This window comes from Halobacteriovorax sp. DA5 (genome assembly GCF_002903145.1).
GTDB lineage: Bacteria > Bdellovibrionota > Bacteriovoracia > Bacteriovoracales > Bacteriovoracaceae > Halobacteriovorax_A.
Genome location: NZ_PPDJ01000009.1, coordinates 177,551 through 194,739, shown reverse-complemented (window position 1 = coordinate 194,739; position 17,189 = coordinate 177,551). Strand labels below are relative to the sequence as shown.

General features: G+C 36.4%; 14 protein-coding genes. 10 read left to right on the top strand and 4 right to left on the bottom strand.

What is annotated here, in order from left to right; all coding sequences use genetic code 11:
• Positions 1-19: 19 nt before the first annotated feature.
• Both C0Z22_RS13475 and alaS read right to left on the bottom strand, forming a co-directional pair.
• Complete coding sequence (locus C0Z22_RS13475) at positions 20-373, bottom strand: hypothetical protein (protein WP_103218895.1); 354 nt, start codon at positions 371-373, stop codon at positions 20-22.
• Between the two features lie 136 nt (positions 374-509).
• A complete protein-coding gene (gene alaS, locus C0Z22_RS13470; RefSeq protein ID WP_103218894.1) occupies positions 510-3,080 on the bottom strand; it encodes an alanine--tRNA ligase in 2,571 nt (856 codons plus the stop codon).
• Between the two features lie 232 nt (positions 3,081-3,312).
• On the opposite strand from alaS, the gene C0Z22_RS13465 reads away from it, so the two are divergent.
• From C0Z22_RS13465 to C0Z22_RS13430, 8 genes are all read left to right on the top strand, one after another.
• Positions 3,313-4,896, top strand: a complete 1,584-nt coding sequence (locus tag C0Z22_RS13465) for a phosphoenolpyruvate carboxykinase (ATP) (RefSeq protein WP_103218893.1) — start codon at positions 3,313-3,315, stop codon at positions 4,894-4,896.
• Complete coding sequence (locus tag C0Z22_RS13460) at positions 4,896-5,432, top strand: CopD family protein (protein WP_103218892.1); 537 nt, start codon at positions 4,896-4,898, stop codon at positions 5,430-5,432. The genes C0Z22_RS13465 and C0Z22_RS13460 overlap by 1 nt, the downstream gene beginning before the upstream one ends.
• On the top strand, positions 5,432-5,677 hold the full coding sequence (locus C0Z22_RS13455) for a DUF1653 domain-containing protein (protein WP_103218891.1): 246 nt from the start codon (positions 5,432-5,434) through the stop codon (positions 5,675-5,677). Before C0Z22_RS13460 ends, C0Z22_RS13455 begins: the two co-directional genes overlap by 1 nt.
• Positions 5,674-6,468, top strand: coding sequence for a 2-oxo acid dehydrogenase subunit E2 (locus tag C0Z22_RS13450; protein WP_103218890.1), 795 nt, complete (start codon positions 5,674-5,676; stop codon positions 6,466-6,468). Before C0Z22_RS13455 ends, C0Z22_RS13450 begins: the two co-directional genes overlap by 4 nt.
• An 83-nt stretch (positions 6,469-6,551) precedes the next feature.
• A complete protein-coding gene (locus C0Z22_RS13445) occupies positions 6,552-8,405 on the top strand; it encodes a phosphatidylserine/phosphatidylglycerophosphate/cardiolipin synthase family protein (RefSeq protein WP_158246930.1) in 1,854 nt (617 codons plus the stop codon).
• 41 nt (positions 8,406-8,446) lie between these two features.
• The gene (locus C0Z22_RS13440; protein WP_103218888.1) at positions 8,447-9,001 is read left to right on the top strand and encodes a hypothetical protein; all 555 of its coding nucleotides are present in this window, start codon (positions 8,447-8,449) and stop codon (positions 8,999-9,001) included.
• 64 nt (positions 9,002-9,065) lie between these two features.
• Positions 9,066-10,187 (top strand): hypothetical protein, encoded by a 1,122-nt coding sequence (locus C0Z22_RS13435; protein ID WP_158246929.1) that lies wholly within the window; start codon positions 9,066-9,068, stop codon positions 10,185-10,187.
• Between the two features lies 1 nt (position 10,188).
• Positions 10,189-11,559, top strand: coding sequence for a hypothetical protein (locus C0Z22_RS13430; RefSeq protein ID WP_103218886.1), 1,371 nt, complete (start codon positions 10,189-10,191; stop codon positions 11,557-11,559).
• Here C0Z22_RS13430 and C0Z22_RS13425 read toward each other — a convergent pair whose 3' ends face one another.
• Positions 11,560-13,296: an ABC-F family ATP-binding cassette domain-containing protein gene (locus C0Z22_RS13425; RefSeq protein WP_103218885.1), complete on the bottom strand. Its 1,737-nt coding sequence runs from the start codon at positions 13,294-13,296 to the stop codon at positions 11,560-11,562.
• A 65-nt stretch (positions 13,297-13,361) separates the two neighbouring features.
• Here C0Z22_RS13425 and typA point away from each other — a divergent pair, with 65 nt between their 5' ends.
• The gene (typA, locus tag C0Z22_RS13420; RefSeq protein ID WP_103218884.1) at positions 13,362-15,203 is read left to right on the top strand and encodes a translational GTPase TypA; all 1,842 of its coding nucleotides are present in this window, start codon (positions 13,362-13,364) and stop codon (positions 15,201-15,203) included.
• A gap of 224 nt (positions 15,204-15,427) precedes the next feature.
• Positions 15,428-16,129, top strand: coding sequence for a response regulator transcription factor (locus C0Z22_RS13415; RefSeq protein ID WP_103218883.1), 702 nt, complete (start codon positions 15,428-15,430; stop codon positions 16,127-16,129).
• On the opposite strand, the gene C0Z22_RS13410 is transcribed toward C0Z22_RS13415, so the two are convergent.
• On the bottom strand, positions 16,118-17,185 hold the full coding sequence (locus C0Z22_RS13410; RefSeq protein WP_158246928.1) for a glycosyltransferase: 1,068 nt from the start codon (positions 17,183-17,185) through the stop codon (positions 16,118-16,120). The genes C0Z22_RS13415 and C0Z22_RS13410 overlap by 12 nt on opposite strands.
• Positions 17,186-17,189 lie beyond the last annotated feature (4 nt).

Genomic DNA, 17,189 nt, shown 5'->3' with positions numbered 1-17,189 from the left:
ATAGTTAATTATGAACAGGTTATGCAGAGATTTTATTGAATCGATGAACAATTCCGTCAAAACGATCTTTGATCACTTTTAGACGTAGTTCATTCTTTTGAGGAAAACGACCAATTCCCTTACTAAGTAGATTGATTTCGGCTTGGACAAAGCGCTTCTTTAAGTTAGTTTTTCTAATTCCTTTCAATTTCCCAAGGTAATTGATATTTGAAGAAGTCATATCACTCATTTTTAGAATAATAGACTTTTCAACAATCTCTCTCTTTTCTTCGATTTCGGCAGCATCAAGATGATTCTCAATGATTTCAAGTTGCATTGTTAAACGACGAAGCTCACGAGAAAGAGCATCTGTAGGTAAATTGGTTTTAATCACGTCTACACTCCATAAATTTAAGACAAATTCTTTATACATCAGAATTTGTTTCTAACGACTATGGAGTGAAATTAAGTATAGGGATGTTAGGAAATTAGACACAGGTTTGTCGAACCTGTGTCTATTATAGAAATCTTTATAAACTTTCAATAAATTCAAGCACTTGAGCGCCAGAGTTTACATCTGGTGCACCACCTTGAGCAAAGTTAGGGCGTCCGCCACCACGTCCAGCGACAGGCTCTAGGATCTTCTTTAAGAAGTCCCCTGCCTTAACATCAGAGTTAGACCATACAAATGATTTCATCCCCTTATCATCCTTCGAAATGAGGCAGATAAGCTGTACTTCACCCTTGTTGATCATATTATCACCAATTTCTTTAACCGCTTTAGCATCAGCATCCAAAGTAGCAGCAAATAGCTTAAACCCTTCATAGTCACGCTTAACTTCTTTGATAAAGTCAGTTGATCCATTTTGAGCTGCTTTAGCACTCGCTTCCTTGATCTTCTTTTTCATCTCTGCACGAAGATCCTTAATACGAGCTGGAACCTCTTGAGGTTTCGTACTAAGTTCTTTTGCCGCAGCATTAAGTAGTGCCGTTCTTTCCTGCATCACACGAACTGCTTCAGTTCCTGTTACGGCCTCAATACGACGAATACCTTTTGCAACAGAAGTTTCCTGAGTAATTACGAAAAGACCAATATCACCTGTGCGTCCTACGTGAGTCCCACCACAAAGTTCAACACTTTCCTTTCCGAATGCAATTACGCGAACATCGCTATCGTATTTTTCACCAAATAATGCCATCGCACCATTATCAATTGCTTCTTCGTATGAACAAAGCTTTGTTGTACGTGAATCATTTTGCATAATCCACTTATTTACTAAAGCCTCTACTTTAATCAGTTCTTCGTTAGATACTGCTTGAGGGTTTTGAAAGTCAAAGCGTAGACGCTCTGAAGTTACCATTGAACCCTTTTGAATCGCATGCTTTCCAATCACTTCGTGAAGAGCAGCATGTAGTAAGTGAGTCGCAGAGTGGTTTCTCATTGAAGCTTTTCTATTTTCACCATCAACTACCAACTCAATCTTTTCACCTGTTTCAATTTCACCAGAAATAATCTTAGCGATATGAACATGAGTATTTTTTACTTTCATTGTATCGATAATCTGAAGCTCACCAGTAGATGTTCTAGCAGTTCCGATATCACCGGCTTGTCCACCAGACTCACCATAGAATGGTGTTTCTTTTGTCGCAAAGTAGATTTCATCTTCAGTACGGTAAATTTTTAAAATTTCACTATCTGTCTCAAGAGAGTCATATCCAGTAAACTCAGTATCAGCTACTTCGATAAACTCAAGTTCAATTCTCTCCTGGTCTGCACCAACAGAGCTCTTGCGAGAAATTACACGAGAAGCTTTTCTGTGAGCTTCGTAACACTCGTTATATTCAATTTCAGCAAATTCAATTTTCTTTGAAGCAAGCTCAGCTTTAATTACTTCTAAAGGAAGTCCATGAGTTGTTACAAGTTCAAATGCAACATGCCCTGGAAATAGTTCTTTTGATTTAGAGTTTGTTGATAGCTCTTCTTCAATTTTCTTTAGACCATTTTCAACGATTGGAACGAACTCATTAATTTCTTGTTCCATATTATAGATGATTGCTTCACGAGCTGACTTAAGCTGTGGGTAGTAATCACCAAGCATCTCAATTGTTTTTTGAATGTGCTTATTAAAGTTAGGTTTCACACCTCTTGAAATACAAGCGGCGACACACTTACGAATAAGACGACGTGGAATATATCCTTGTCCTTCGTTTCCAGGCATAACACCTTCAGCAAGAATCATAATACTTGCACGCATGTGATCTGAAATCATACGCTCAGTTTGAATATCTGTATTCTTACCTAAAAGCTCTTTTGAAAATGCCATAAGCGGTGCGAGTAAATCAGTTTCATAAACAGAATCGCAACCATTCATAACCATTGCAAGTCTCTCAAGTCCAGAACCTGTATCAACGGACTTAAGTGGTAGAGGCTCAAATGTTCCGTCTTTTTGCTTGTTAAGCTCCATGAAAACACCGGCATTCCAAATTTCAATGTAACGACTTACATCATCAAAATGTCCACCCGGCTTATACTCAGGCCCATACTCTGCACCTGTGTCATAGAATACTTCAGTACATGGTCCACATGGCCCATGATCCCCTGCCGGTCCCCAGAAGTTATCTTCACCAAGAACGACAATATGATCCTCAGGAACACCACACTTCTTCCAAGCCTCAATAGACTCAGTATCTGGTTTAATCCCTAGATCATCATTTCCACCATAAACAGTGAAGTAAAGTCTCTTTGGATCGAAGTCTAGTTCATGAACTAGTAAGTCGTAAGCAAGCTTACATGCTTTTTCTTTGTAATAGTCACCTATTGACCAAGAACCGAGCATTTCAAAAATTGTTAAGTGGTGACGGTCACCAACATCATCAATATCTTTTGTACGAATACATGGTTGATAATTTGCTAGCCTTGGAGATGGAGGAGTCTCTTTTCCAAGAAAATAATTCTTTAACGGGGCCATCCCAGAGTTGATAAAAAGTAGTGTCGGGTCGTTTTGAGGAACGATTGAAGATGCACTAATTTTTAAGTGATCCATCTTTTCAAAGTAATCTAGGAATCTCTCTCTAATCTCGCGAGATGATAATGGCTGCATATTTTCTTCCTTATAATTCAAAGCACAACTAAGTGCATCATATCTATTGTGTATAAGTCCCCAAAATATACTATAAAATCGTTATTCCGACTACTTCTTAGCGTTAAAAAATATGAGCTGAATTAGGATAAAAATGGTTATCAATACAGGTTAAAAAGCATATATTTAGTGGCATAAAAGAACTAATAACAAGAACTATTATGGACTGTAAAAAACGAACCGGAGATGATGTATGACGCAATTTTATACAGACATGGGAATTAACATGGAGCGACCAAATAATAAGATATTTGTAAACTCTGCAAGAAGCTTTTTAATTCAAGAAACAGTAGCTCGTGGCATTGGAAAGCTAACTAAAGACGGTGCTCTAGTAGTTGAGACAGGAAAGCATACGGGGCGCAGCGCCAATGACCGTTATATCGTTCGCGATGAAACAACAGAAAATACAATCTGGTGGGACAATAATTTTAAGGCCATGACACCGGATACTTTTGCAAAGTTAAAGTCACATATAACTAATTACCTAAATGAAGATCGTGATCTTTTCATTACTGAAAGAAGCGTTGGTGCTGACGAAGTTCACAACCTTGGTGCAAGACTTGTAACAACTAATCCTAATCATGCACTTTTCTCAACTCACCTATTTCGTGAAAAGATGAGAGACTTTAATGAAAATGATTTTACGATTCTTCACGCTCCAGAACTTCAACTGGATCCAGCTGAATTTGATTTAAGATCAGAGACTGCAATTGTAACTTGTATCAAATCTAAAATTACAATTATTGCAGGAACACTTTATGCGGGTGAAATTAAGAAGAGTATGTTTGCAGCGATGAACTATCTTCTACCTGAGTCGAATATTATGCCAACTCACTCAGGGGCATCTCGCCTTGATAACGGTGAAGTTTCAATCTTCTTTGGTCTTTCGGGAACAGGAAAAACAACTCTTTCAACAGATGTTGGTACTTATCTAATTGGTGATGATGAGCACGGAATTAGTGAAGCGGGTACTTTCAATTTTGAGGGTGGATGCTATGCTAAAACTTATAAGCTTTCTCAAGAAGGTGAACCAGAAATTTACGCGGCTTCAAATCGCTTCGGATCACTTCTTGAAAACGTTGTTCTAGACGAGAATACTGGACTTGTTGATTTCTATGATAAGTCACTTTCTGAGAATGGACGTGCTTCATATCCTTTAGAGTTCATCGATGAACTTGAAAAGACTTCACGTGGTGATATTCCTAAACACGTATTCTTCTTATCTGCTGACGCCTTTGGTGTTTTACCTCCAGTTGCAAAACTGACAAAAGAACAAGCGATGTTCTACTTTGTTCTAGGTTACACAGCGAAGCTTGCTGGAACAGAAATTGGAGTAAAAGAGCCAACGGCCACTTTCTCATCTTGTTTTGGAGCTCCTTTCATGCTTCGTCATCCAAGTGAATACGCAAAACTTCTTGGTGAGTATATTGACAAGCTAGGCTTTAATGTTTGGATGGTGAACACTGGTTGGACTGGTGGTGCATATGGTACTGGACAACGTTTCCCTCTAAATATTACAAGACAGATTATTCGTAACATCCAAGCTAATAATCTACATAACGTTGAAACTGAACAAGACCCTATCTTTGGTCTAAATATTCCAAAAGTTGTGGGAGAAATTCCAAGTACAATTTTAAATCCTCAAAAATCGTGGGAAGATCATGATGCTTATACAACTAAGGCGCAAGAGCTTGCCGTTAGCTTCCATAAGCAAATGAGTACATTCGGTAATTTCTATGAAGAAAATATCGCTGGTGCTCCAACATTTGGAAAATAATGAGTTACGAGTATTTAAAAGCACTACATTTAATTAGTATCGTTTGTTGGTTCGCAGGACTTTTTTATATTGTCCGCCTCTTTATCTATCATACTGAGGCCCAAGATAAGAGCGACAGTGAACGAGATATTTTAAGTGCTCAGTTTAAAATTATGTCTCGCAGGCTATGGTATGGAATTACCTGGCCTGCTTGTATTGCTACGGTGATCTTTGGCGCTTCATTGGTTTATACTACTTACTGGCCAATGAAAGGACACTACTGGTTACATTTAAAATTAACACTAGTTGTTTTACTGCTAATGTACCAATTTAAATGTCATAAGATTTTTAAAGCACTTCAAAATGACAATTTTCCTCATACCGCAAAATTCTTACGTATATGGAATGAAGTTGCGACACTCTTCCTTTTTGCGATTGTCTTTCTTGCTGTAATAAAAAGTTTAGAAGGAATTCTCTACGGAGTTGGCGGAATTATTGCTTTAGGAGTTGTTCTTATGGCGGCAATAAAATTTTATAGAAAAGTAAGGAAGGACTAATGAGTAAGATCGTCAAAGGTGGGTTATACCAACACTACAAAGGTATGAATTATATCGTTCATGATATTGTTCGCCATTCGGAAACATTAGAAGAGTTAGTCTACTACGAATGTCTATATGAGAATGATCTTGGAAAACTCTGGGTTCGTCCTCTAGAGATGTTTATTGAATCTATTGTTATTGATGGAGTTGAAACTCCTCGTTTCAAATACATTGGTGATCAGAAGGCAAATTCTCGCTTATGAGACATATTAAACTTACTAAAGTCAAACGCCTTTCTTCTTGGCGCAAAGTTTCTATGAATACATGGAAAACACCTATTGATCCTTCGACATTTGGCCTTTTAAAATTTGATGCGACTAATTTCAAAAAATACACAAAAGATAAAGGAGTAACTCCTACCCATCTTTTCACAAAAATAATTGCACAAGTATTCCACGAAAACCCACAAATTAATCGAATGATTCGTGGCCCTCATCTTTATCAAAGAGAGAGTGTCGATATCTTTTTACAAGTCTCAGTAGATCATAGTGGAAAGGACCTTTCAGGAACAGTCATTAGGAATGCTGACAAGAAAAGTGTTTTTGATATCAAGAAAGAACTGATGAAAAGTGCGAATAATATTCGAAACGACAAAGATAAATCTTTTAAAAAAGTTAAAAAGGTTGTCGAGCTTATTCCTAACTTTCTTGCGAGACCTGCCCTTACACTACTAGACTTTGCTATGTATCGACTCAATCTTTACACGAAACTCTTCAGTGTAAAACGTGATCCATTTGGATCTTGTATGATTACAAGTGTTGGTAACTTTGGTGCTGAATTTGCATTTGCTCCAATTCCCACAATCTCTCACGTGCCAATTGTTTTGAGCTTATTTAAAGTCAAAGAAGAGGCCATCGTAGAAAAAGGTGAGATTATTGCCAGAGAAACACTAACTGTTGGAGCTACACTCGATCACAGAATCATTGATGGAGTCTATGCGAGCAAGATCATTGCCGGAATTAAGAAATACGTTGAGCACCCGCAACTACTCTAAATCACGTCTGTTTTCTTTTTAAACAGAACGGTAGTTATTTCAAAAATCAATATTTTTTCATTAATCCAACATAAAATATGAGCATGTCTCATATATTAGTAAGATCCATAAGATCTGCACTCATATTAACTTTGGCCACTAATGTCCTAGCGCTGCAAATTCCTTTTGTAGATCAAGGCTATGTTATCAATCAGGCAAGTGCTGACAGAGCAACATACAGCTATAAGACAGATGAGTATGGAAGGCTTGAGAATACAAAGTGGTATGAGCTGACTTGGCATCTCTTACAAGAAGATTACCAAACTGATTATGATGCCTATATAGAAAAGTATGGGGGCACAACTTTTAATGAAGCAAAGATCAATTACTACTCACAATTTAATTTTTCAAATGAGAATAGACATCATCTCGTAGATGTATACCCATTAAAAGAATGGGGTTTTTTAAATCATCCACCAATTAGAAAGAAAATAGTTAACCTATCTTTATTCTCAGAAGATTTTAAAAGGATTAATTTTACTACGATTGAACATTCCTTTTTTACATCAGCATTTCAAATAGAAATGGATAAGGTTTCAAAATCTCAACTTAGCTTTGGCAATAATGTAGAACTTCTTGAAAATCATTATTCATATAAAAAGAAACTAGAGCTTATTAAGAGCGCAAAGTCTGAGATCTTAATGTCGTCTTTGAGTTTTGTTTGCGACTCTTCTGTAAAGATACTAGTTAATGAGTTAATTAAAGCTCACCAAAGAGGCGTCAAGGTCTATATTATGGACGATAAAATGATGTCTAAAGCACTAGGACATAATGAATGTCCAAATAAGCTTAAAGATAAGGGTATTCAATTTATACGAGCAAATGATTTTTGGAAACATGAAGGACGTACAGTCTATCATCACAAGAAATTAGTCGTGGATGGAAAAATTGCTATCGTTGGCGGTCAAAATCAACTGAATGCTGACAATCTTTCCCAAGATACTGACTTCAAAAACAAAGATATTGATATCATGGTTCAAGGTCCCCTTGTCACCGATATTGCAATTGGCTTTCTAAAAGACTGGCAATATTTTAAGAAAAAAAATACTCGAAATATTAGAGGAAGAAACGGCGCTATCATCAGACACACTGGTAAGAATATCGCAAACCTAGAAAAGGAACTCGACTTTTACCTCACAAGACTAGAATGGGAAGAAAAGAATGAGCTGAGAGGGCAAGGACAATATGACAAAATATTAAATAATAAAGACACAAGAATGAAGGGAGTCTGTCGTTTTATACAACAGTCACCTTATGAATATCGAACAAATATTGGTGATGCCTACCTCCTTGCACTTAATTATACAAATACATACCTAGGAGTTATGGATCCGATTCGTTCAGATACATACTATAACTCAGTATTTAAAGATGCTCCTTTAATAGAGAAGTTTGATACATTTAAGATGTTTAAAAAATTACATCAAAAAGTAGAAGAGCTTCAAAAGAGCGGCATATCTCTAGACTTCATTACGACAGGTACTGATATGACTGGTAATGAGATTATTGACATAAAGAATGAAGAAATAAAAGAATTACTACTTAATGAAACACTTAGCGATAAATCACTACAGAAAAAAATCAGAAAAAAACTCAAAAGTATAAAAAAGTGGAATGACTATTTTGGAGAGGCCCATTTCTCTAATCTTTTAAAAGATTATGCTAGGTTTGACTCAACTCGTGTCTGGTTACATCTGAGTTTTCTGCATTCTAAAGTATTTTATTTTGATAGAATATTATCAAGTATTGGAAGCTATAACTTCCAACACAACGCTACAGATCACTCTTATGAAAATACTCTGCTTTGCTTAGATAAAGACTTAAATAATGCTTTGGACGAAGTATTTGTAAGAGATATGGCAAACTCAGTTCCACTTAAATTTAATAATTTAGAATAAATTCCGATGAGCTACTTAGGAAACTTTTCTTAGGTGGTAATATGAGACTTAAAATTGTCTTAAAATCTTCATTAGTCATTTTATTTGCATTTGCAATTCACGCTTCTGAAATGAAGATAAAGCTTAACAAAAGCTTTTTTCCTAAGAAAGAAATTACAATAGATGCAGATTCTCCTGATCGAATTATTGTTGAATATGACCTACTTTACTATATTAGTGACGGCTGTGCCGCAGATGTCATTACTTCATATAAGTTAGGAGGTTGTCCACGTAAGAAATACAAAACACTTAGAAAAGAAAGTAAATACATAATCGAGCTAGAGGATTCAAGTGCAAGAAAAGGTAAAGGGCCACAAACTATTAGACTTTCAGTAAAACAAGAAGAAAAAGACTCATATGATATTGTACCCGTTATCACTATTCTAGATGGTAATGAAGACCAAATTAAGATTGAAGATCCTTGGTTTAGTGCGACGAAAGTTACTTTAAAATCACGTGATCGTGTTATCAACCAATCTCAAAGTAATCAAAAAGGTGAAGTTGAAAACAACCAGTCTAATCGTAAAAACAACAATGTGAAATCACATAATCAATAAGAATTTTAAATACTTAGATTAGAACGCTTTTGCTCAAGTAATTGCCCCTCATTACCGATAAGAATTGAGTAATGAGAGAAAGGGAATTATCGTAATGATTTATTCAAAGAAAAAAATTTTAAAACTATGTAGTCTCATAGCACCGCTACTCTTTTCAAATCCTTTGTTTGCAAATGATGACAAAATTGTAGATCAAATTATTGAAGGTCATGAATTCTACGAAGCAAGTGTTCATGGCTCTAAGATCAATATTCTTGAGTCTGATGCATATAAGAAGGCTTTTACTGATCATTTAAAAGCTCGCTTAACTGAAGTAATTATGGAAAAGGCCGATCCTCTCTTACAAGAGGAAAAAGCTTTAATGGATAAAATAGCTAAAGGTGATAGTTCTGTAAGTACTAGAGATAGCTTAAGTAATGTACGTGCAAGATTAGATATCTATCGTGATCGCGAAGAAGTTAGAAAAATCTATCGAGAAGTCAAAGAGATCGAAGTAAATAAAGAAAGTAATTATTGCTACGATAGCTCTCAAGCTACACTTAGAATTGTTTCAGGTGGAGAGATGACGATTCGTTGTATTACGAATGAAAGTGCTCGCAATATTGTAAAAGTTGCCCTTTTAAATCCAAAAGATCGCGGAGCTATTGAAGTTAAGACGTCATCTGCGACAAAACCAGAGCCTGTTGAGATTGATACTCAAACACCTGAGATCGAAAGAAAATTTTATTTTTGTTACGAAAGAACAAAAAACATTTTAGCAAAAGAAAGTAACTGCCGTCCCAAAAGGCTAAAGCTTTCAGAGGAAGAGCTTAAAAAAGTTGGACGTAGCAACTGTTATCCTATCGATCAAAGTTATAGGTATAAACCAGAAGACGGATTTACTCCAACGGCCAAGCTTTATGGTAAATGTCGAGATGAGATATGTACAAATGAAGACGAGCAAATTGACTTTGCAAAATTCGAACTTATATCATTCTCACAAGAAGATCCAAAACAGTGTATCAATGACAATTCAAATTCTAGAGTTTGTGCTCAAACTTATAAATGTAAAAATCAAACTTATCAGATCACATGTGAATTTAATGATGAAGAATCAATTGGAGATAACTCTTGTCATGTGAAATCCATTTCAAATTCTACAATTGAGAATAAGTGTAGTGTTATTGAATTAGGAACGGAGGTATAAGATGAAATATTTAATTTCTGTTCTATTCACTATTACTTCATTTTTTAACACGTATGCTTTCACAGTACCAACAGTATACAATACAGGTAAGTTAATTAATATTACGAAAGAACACTATTTAATCCAAACTAAGTCGAAAAAATATATAAAGGTGAAACCATTTTTAAACAATCCTAAAGTAGGGATTCAGGTAACCTACCCTATTTCAACGACCGACATTGCTGTATCAGATAACTATATTTATCAACAAGCTTTAAAAATGTTACCGCAAAGTGAATACACATCGGATATTATCGAAGCTTATTTGAAGACACTTGCTGAAGTTTCACGAAATGGACTCTACAAGGTTGAAAGTACAAATGGTGGAAAATATTCATTTAACTTTGTCATCGATATGCTAATCCCAACAGCTTGCGCTGAAGGGCAAGAGTGTAACAATATGTGCTACTTTGGTGGTTGGGCATCAACGAGAAAAGGTAGCTATTGTCAGGCTCCTTGGAAAGTTTCTGGTTTAGATAAAGTTCAAAGTGTTGATTCAGAAGTTTATACTAATAGTTATAGTTGTGGTGGAAAAAACCTATTTCGCTGTAATCCGAAAATTTTTGGTGGCTATGACTCGAGTCTCGACCCACTACCATTTGTAGCTACAAAAAACTCAAAAAGAAATAGCGAAGCCGGAATTTGTATTAAAGTCTCACCTTCATATGCTTATGCGACTTCTCAATGTCTAGAAGCTTCTGCAAAAGTTCCTAATTTCAAAGAGTCTTTGAAAGAGCGCTATAATAACAATAAAGAAACATTTGAAAAAATCATTGATAATGTAAATTGTTTTTGTGAAGCAAAGAGTACACCTAAAAAGGCATTTAGCTGTAATGCTCTAAAAGAGAGGCTTGCAACAATTTTTGAAAAGCCTGAGCAACCAGAAAGTCCTAAAGTAGAGGAAAAAGAACCAGAGCCTACACCAGAAGCTATTCCAGTAATTCCACGTGATGACGACGGAAGAGAGAAAGCAATTCCTCGAGAAGCAGATGGTGGCGATGAAGAAAAATTTGTTCCTGTACAGGTAGAAGTCGAACAAGAAGAGGAGCTTCTTCCTGATGATTTAATCTATTACAATTGTAACTTTGATTCGAATGAAAAATTATTTGAAGGAAAGAATGCTAATTGCTCAAATAAGGGAGTGTGTCTTAAGAAGTTAATCTGCGAAGCCCACTCTGAAAAGCAAAAGAAGTTCGATATTAAATCTAAACTTCTTGCATACTGTCCTTGTGATGAAAATGATGCCACTCAATGTGCCAATGCGAAAGCCGACAAGGCCATTCGTACAAGTGCTCCTGATTCGTCTAACTCATCATCAGCACAAGAACAATAATTATAGTAACTCTAGTAACTCATCGATTTTTGCATTAACTAGTTCAAGCTCATGGCCTGCGCTAGTTATTGCATCGGTGTCACCCGCCGCTGAAGCATTCTGAATTTTCTCTTCTAAAACAGACTGATACTTTTCTAATGTTTCAATCTGGGCCATGATCTCTTCTTCTTTATATTTATTTCCTGATACCTTAGGCTCTTCTTTTTTTACTGGTTCTACTTTTATCGGAGCAGGCTTTTCTTTTATTGGCTTTACATCTTCTTCCCAACCAATTTTTTCAAGAAATTCGTCATAAGTACCCTCAAAGAACTCGGCACCATCTTTTCTAAAGATTACAAGTTTGTTAACACAAGAGCGCAGAAGATCCTCATTGTGAGTTACAATCAAGCATGCTCCCTCATAGTCATTGATCGCTTCACCTAGAGACTCAATACTCTCCATATCTAAGTGGTTTGTTGGTTCATCTAGAAAAAGTAAGTTCGTTTTCTTTGCCAGAATTTTTCCAAGCATAACCCTAGCTTTTTCTCCACCAGATAAAACAGAAATTCTCTTGTCTGAATCTTCACCAGTAAAAAGCATAGTTCCGGCAATTGCCTTTACTCTCGTAATAGGTAGTTCCGTATTAACTTCTTGGATTTCTTGAGCAATTGTATTCTCTGCATGAAGACGTTTCACATTTGTTTGACCAAAGTGTCCTAGGGCAAGACTTGGGTGTTCCCAAATCTCTCCTGTTCTCTGTTTAAGCTCATGAGAGAGAACATTGAGAAGAGTCGACTTACCTTTACCATTTTTTCCAATAATCCCAATTCGATCTTCACGGTCTACTTCAAAACTCACACCAGAAAATAAATTCTCTTCATCATAACCAAAGCTCAAATCATTAACCTTCATGATTTGCTTACCTGGGCATGAAACGTGATTAAAAGAAAAATCAAGATCAGCTATCTTTTCTAGTTGCTTCATATCTTGCATCTTTTCAATTGCCTTTAAACGCGACTGAGCTTGAGATGCACCTCTGGCACTTACACGGTACTTATCCACGTAATCCATCATATGCTTTATTTTCTTCTCTTGATTCACACGAGTTTGTTCATAAATAATCTCATCTTGCTCAAGCTGCTCGTAGTACTTCTTTGTTGGCCCTTTTATTTTTCTAAGCTTTCCACGATGAACACCCATCGTATGAGTCGTTACCGAATCCATAAATGAACGATCGTGAGTAATGATAATTACTTCACCTTGGAAGGTTCTTAGAAATGAACGAAGCCACTGAAGTGAGACGATATCAAGGTAATTTGTTGGCTCATCTAATAAGAGGCAGTTCGGCTCAGTAAGAAGAGTTTTGACGAGATTAATTCGTATCTGATAACCACCTGAAAAACTCTGGGGACTTTTCACAAAATCTTCATCAGAAAAGCCTAGTCCAGTTAAGAGTTTTTCTGCTCGGTAAGTTTCATATTCAAACTCTGGCCCTAGTGCTGACATACACTCGGCCAAGACAGTCTCATGCGAGAAGTGAATATGTTGATCTAAGGTACCGATTTTATAAGACTTTGGAATCTTTACTTCGCCACTATCATAGGACTCGATCCCCATAATGACCTTAAATAAAGTCGATTTACCAGTACCGTTTCGTCCCACTAGGCCTATTCTTTCACCCATATTGAGTGAGAACGTCACTTCTTCAAAAAGCGTTCGGCCACCAAAAGATTTAGTTACATTTACAAGCTGAATCATATATATTGTGTAGCAAATAAATTCATTAATAGAAAGCAGATTAGACAGACAAGAAAGGGCACACAATGAGTCAATTTGAGAAATTAAAAAACATCGCAGTAGTTGCGCACGTTGACCACGGTAAAACAACCATGGTTGATGAAATCCTTAAGCAATCAAACACTTTTGACGAACGCGCTGAAGTTGAAGAGAGAGTAATGGACTCTGGCGAAATCGAAAAAGAACGCGGGATTACAATTACAGCTAAAAACTGTTCTTTCTTTTACAAAGACACAAAAATTAACCTACTTGATACTCCAGGCCACGCGGACTTTGGTGGAGAAGTAGAAAGATCACTAATGATGGTAGATGGTGTACTACTTCTAGTTGACGCTTCAGAAGGGCCACTTCCACAAACTCGTTTTGTACTTAGAAAAGCTCTTTCAAGAGGACTAAAAGTTGCCGTTATTATCAATAAGGTTGACCGTCCAGACCAAAGAATTGAAGAAGTAAAAGGTGAATGTGAAGACCTACTTCTAGAAATCGCAACTGAACTTGAAGTTGAAGACTTTGATATTGATATCCCTTTTATCTACGCTTCTGCAAAGAATGGTTGGGCAGCAATGGAGCCAGGTGTAGTAAGGGAGGATATGATTCCGGTACTGGATTTCATGGTTTCAGACTACTTCCCAGAACCAAAACAAGACATCGATTCTCCTCTACAATTACTCGTTTCAAATCTTACATACTCAAAATTTCTAGGACAACAATTTGTTGGACGTATTCACCAAGGTACAATTGTTAAGAACCAACAATTTACTTGTATCGGTGATGGAAAATCTAAGAACTTCAAAGTTTCAAATATTCAAACTTACTCAGGACTTCAAACAGTTGAAGTTAACGAAGCTCACGCTGGAGAGATCGTTATTTGTGCTGGTATTGAAGAAGTTCATATTGGAGATACAATCACTCCAACTACTGCTCAAAACCCACTAGAAAGAATTGAAGTAGAGCCACCAACTGTTGCGGTTAACGTTTCTGTTTCAACTTCTCCAATGAGTGGTCAAGAAGGTGAATACCTAACTTCAAGAAAGCTTGAAGAATTCTTACAAGATGCTTGTCGTCTAAACGTTGCTCTTCAATATGAAGGAACTGACGACGCAAAAGTATACAAACTAAAAGGTCGTGGAGAGCTTCAAATCGCTATCGTTTTCGAAGAACTAAGACGTAAAGGTTTTGAGCTAATGGTTTCAAGACCAGAAGTACTTTTCCAAGATATCGATGGCCAAAAGCACGAGCCATATGAGTTAGCAGTTCTTGATGTACCAGATGATTTTACTGGTGTTGTAACTGAAAAACTTTCAATCAGAAAAGGAATCATGTCTTCAATGATGCCAATCGGTGAAGGTCGTACAAGGATTGAATTCGAAATTCCATCACGTGGTCTAATCGGTTACCGTGGTGCTTTCATGACAGATACTCGTGGAGAAGGGATCCTTTCAACAGAATTCCTAGGTTACCGTCCATTTGCAGGTGAAATGCTTGCTCGTCAAAATGGTGCCATCATTTCAGATAGAGCTGGTAAAGTTACTGGATACGCTGTCTTCAACCTACTTAACAACGGTGAGTTCTTTGTTGAGCCAGGTGATATGGTTTACGAAGGGATGGTTATCGGTGAAAGTAAAAAAGAAAACGATGCCAACGTTAACATTTGTCGTGGGAAACAACTAACTTCAGTTCGTACTGCAGGTAAAGATGAAAACATCATTCTTCCACCAGTAAGACCAAGAACTCTAGAGTGGGCACTTGACTGGATTGATAACGATGAATGGGTAGAAGTAACTCCTCAAAATATCCGTATTAGAAAGAAAGAGCTTGCTGCTAATAAACGTTCAGTTGTTAGAAAAGAAAAGAAGAGCAAGGACTAATTGCCAATTAAAAAGCTTAAAATACCCAATATAGGCCCCTAGACAAGAACTAGGGGCTTTTTTTTTCCACAATTACGAACTCTTAAGTACCTATAATTAAAGAAATTATCTAAATAATCCCAAAACGACGCGTCGAGCATATATTTATCTTATTGACGAGCATATGAACCAACCTTTAAAATCAATACGTTATAGTTCAAAACTAAAGAACGAGAAGTTGAATCATGTCAAAAATTTTAAAGGCCCAGAAGCCACACGTAACAATCGTTGACGATGACAGCGATAACTTAGAAAACTACCAAGATCTTCTAGAAGATGAGTTTGATTTAGAACTTATTCAAAATCCTCTCGAGCTTCTAAGTTTCTTGAACACAAACAAGACAGACATTATGGTGCTGGATCTTCACATGCCAGAAGTAAATGGTTTCGAACTATTTAGTAAGGCCAGAGAACTTGCTCCGCGTACTCCTGTAATTTTCTTAACTGGTGACCCTTCAGAAGAAGCCTGTGTTAAGGGACTTGAAATTGGAGCACAAGACTTTATTGTTAAGCCAGTAACCATTAATGAACTAGTGGCCCGTATTAAAAATAAAGTAGAAGCAAAGAAGAATAAGCATCGTCGTAAAAAGAAGAATGAAATCAACTTTGAAGATCATAATTTCTCAATCAATCTCGATCAGCAAAATGTTGTTCTAGAAGGAAAAGAAATTAAACTTACGACAACTGAGTATAAAATCATCACTCTATTAGCTTCAAACCCTAACAAAATATTCTCAAGAGATCATATCTCTCAAGTTGTTTGGGCCGATAGTGATGTTAACTCACAAAATATTGATACTCACCTATCAAACCTAAGAAGAAAGATTAAGCCTTTCTCAAACTACATCAAGACAATTAAGTCTCGTGGTGTACTTCTAAGACTGTAATATTTCTTTTAATATAATCTCACTCGCATGCTCCCTATCCTGAGGGATAGCATGTGATGGGATATTTTTTATTTCTTCTAATAAGTCACAACGACCAAACTCATCTTCAGTAATTACGATAGAACCTAAGAGGCGGTTTGCTTCCATCGCATTGTGATATTGCTCGTTCTTTTGTGCAATTTTTAATGGAATATAAAGACTAGGTTTACCAATTGCAATCAACTCAGCAACTGTTCCTGCGCCAGAGCGTGAAATAATGTACTTTGCTGCCTTCATTAGATCAGGCATTTCATCACCTAAGAAAGCGACTGGAAAATAGCGACTACTTTCAAGAGATTTATACTCCTCAATATACTGACTTCCAACTTGATGTATAACGACAAATTGTTTCGTTAACGGCCCTAAGTTTTCTTTAATTTTATCATTCAATAATTTCGAACCATTTCCACCACCAGTAATGAAAAATATTGGCGCATCTGAATCCTTAAGCTCAATACCTTTGAAAGTACGAGTCTTTAGTTGAGTTGTTTTAAACTCATCTCTTACAGGGTATCCAGAATATCGAACGATCTTTTGAGGAAAATATTTTAAAGAATCTTTGAAACTAACGAACACACGATGAGCAAATAATGATGCAATTTTATTAGCAAGCCCTACTCGTGACGTTTGTTCATGAACAATAATTTTATAACCAAGAAGTTTACCTGCAACAACAGTTGGGACACTCACAAATCCCCCCATCGATACAATAGTATTTGCACGTAAACGAATATGAGCAAGATAATAAAAGCATTGAATTAGTCCGATCATTAGACGAAAAATATCTGTAATATTTTGCCAATCGAGATATCTTCTAAGTTTCCCTGTTGAAACACCAATATAGCGATCAACCTTACCTTTCGTTAACTTTGACTCAATTCCAGTATATGAACCAATATAGTAAATCCTAACAGAATCTTCTTTTAACTTATCAATTAAAGTTAGAGCAGGAACAACATGTCCACCACTTCCACCACCAGTAAATACAACAGCTTTTTCTTTCTTCTTATTTCTCATAGAG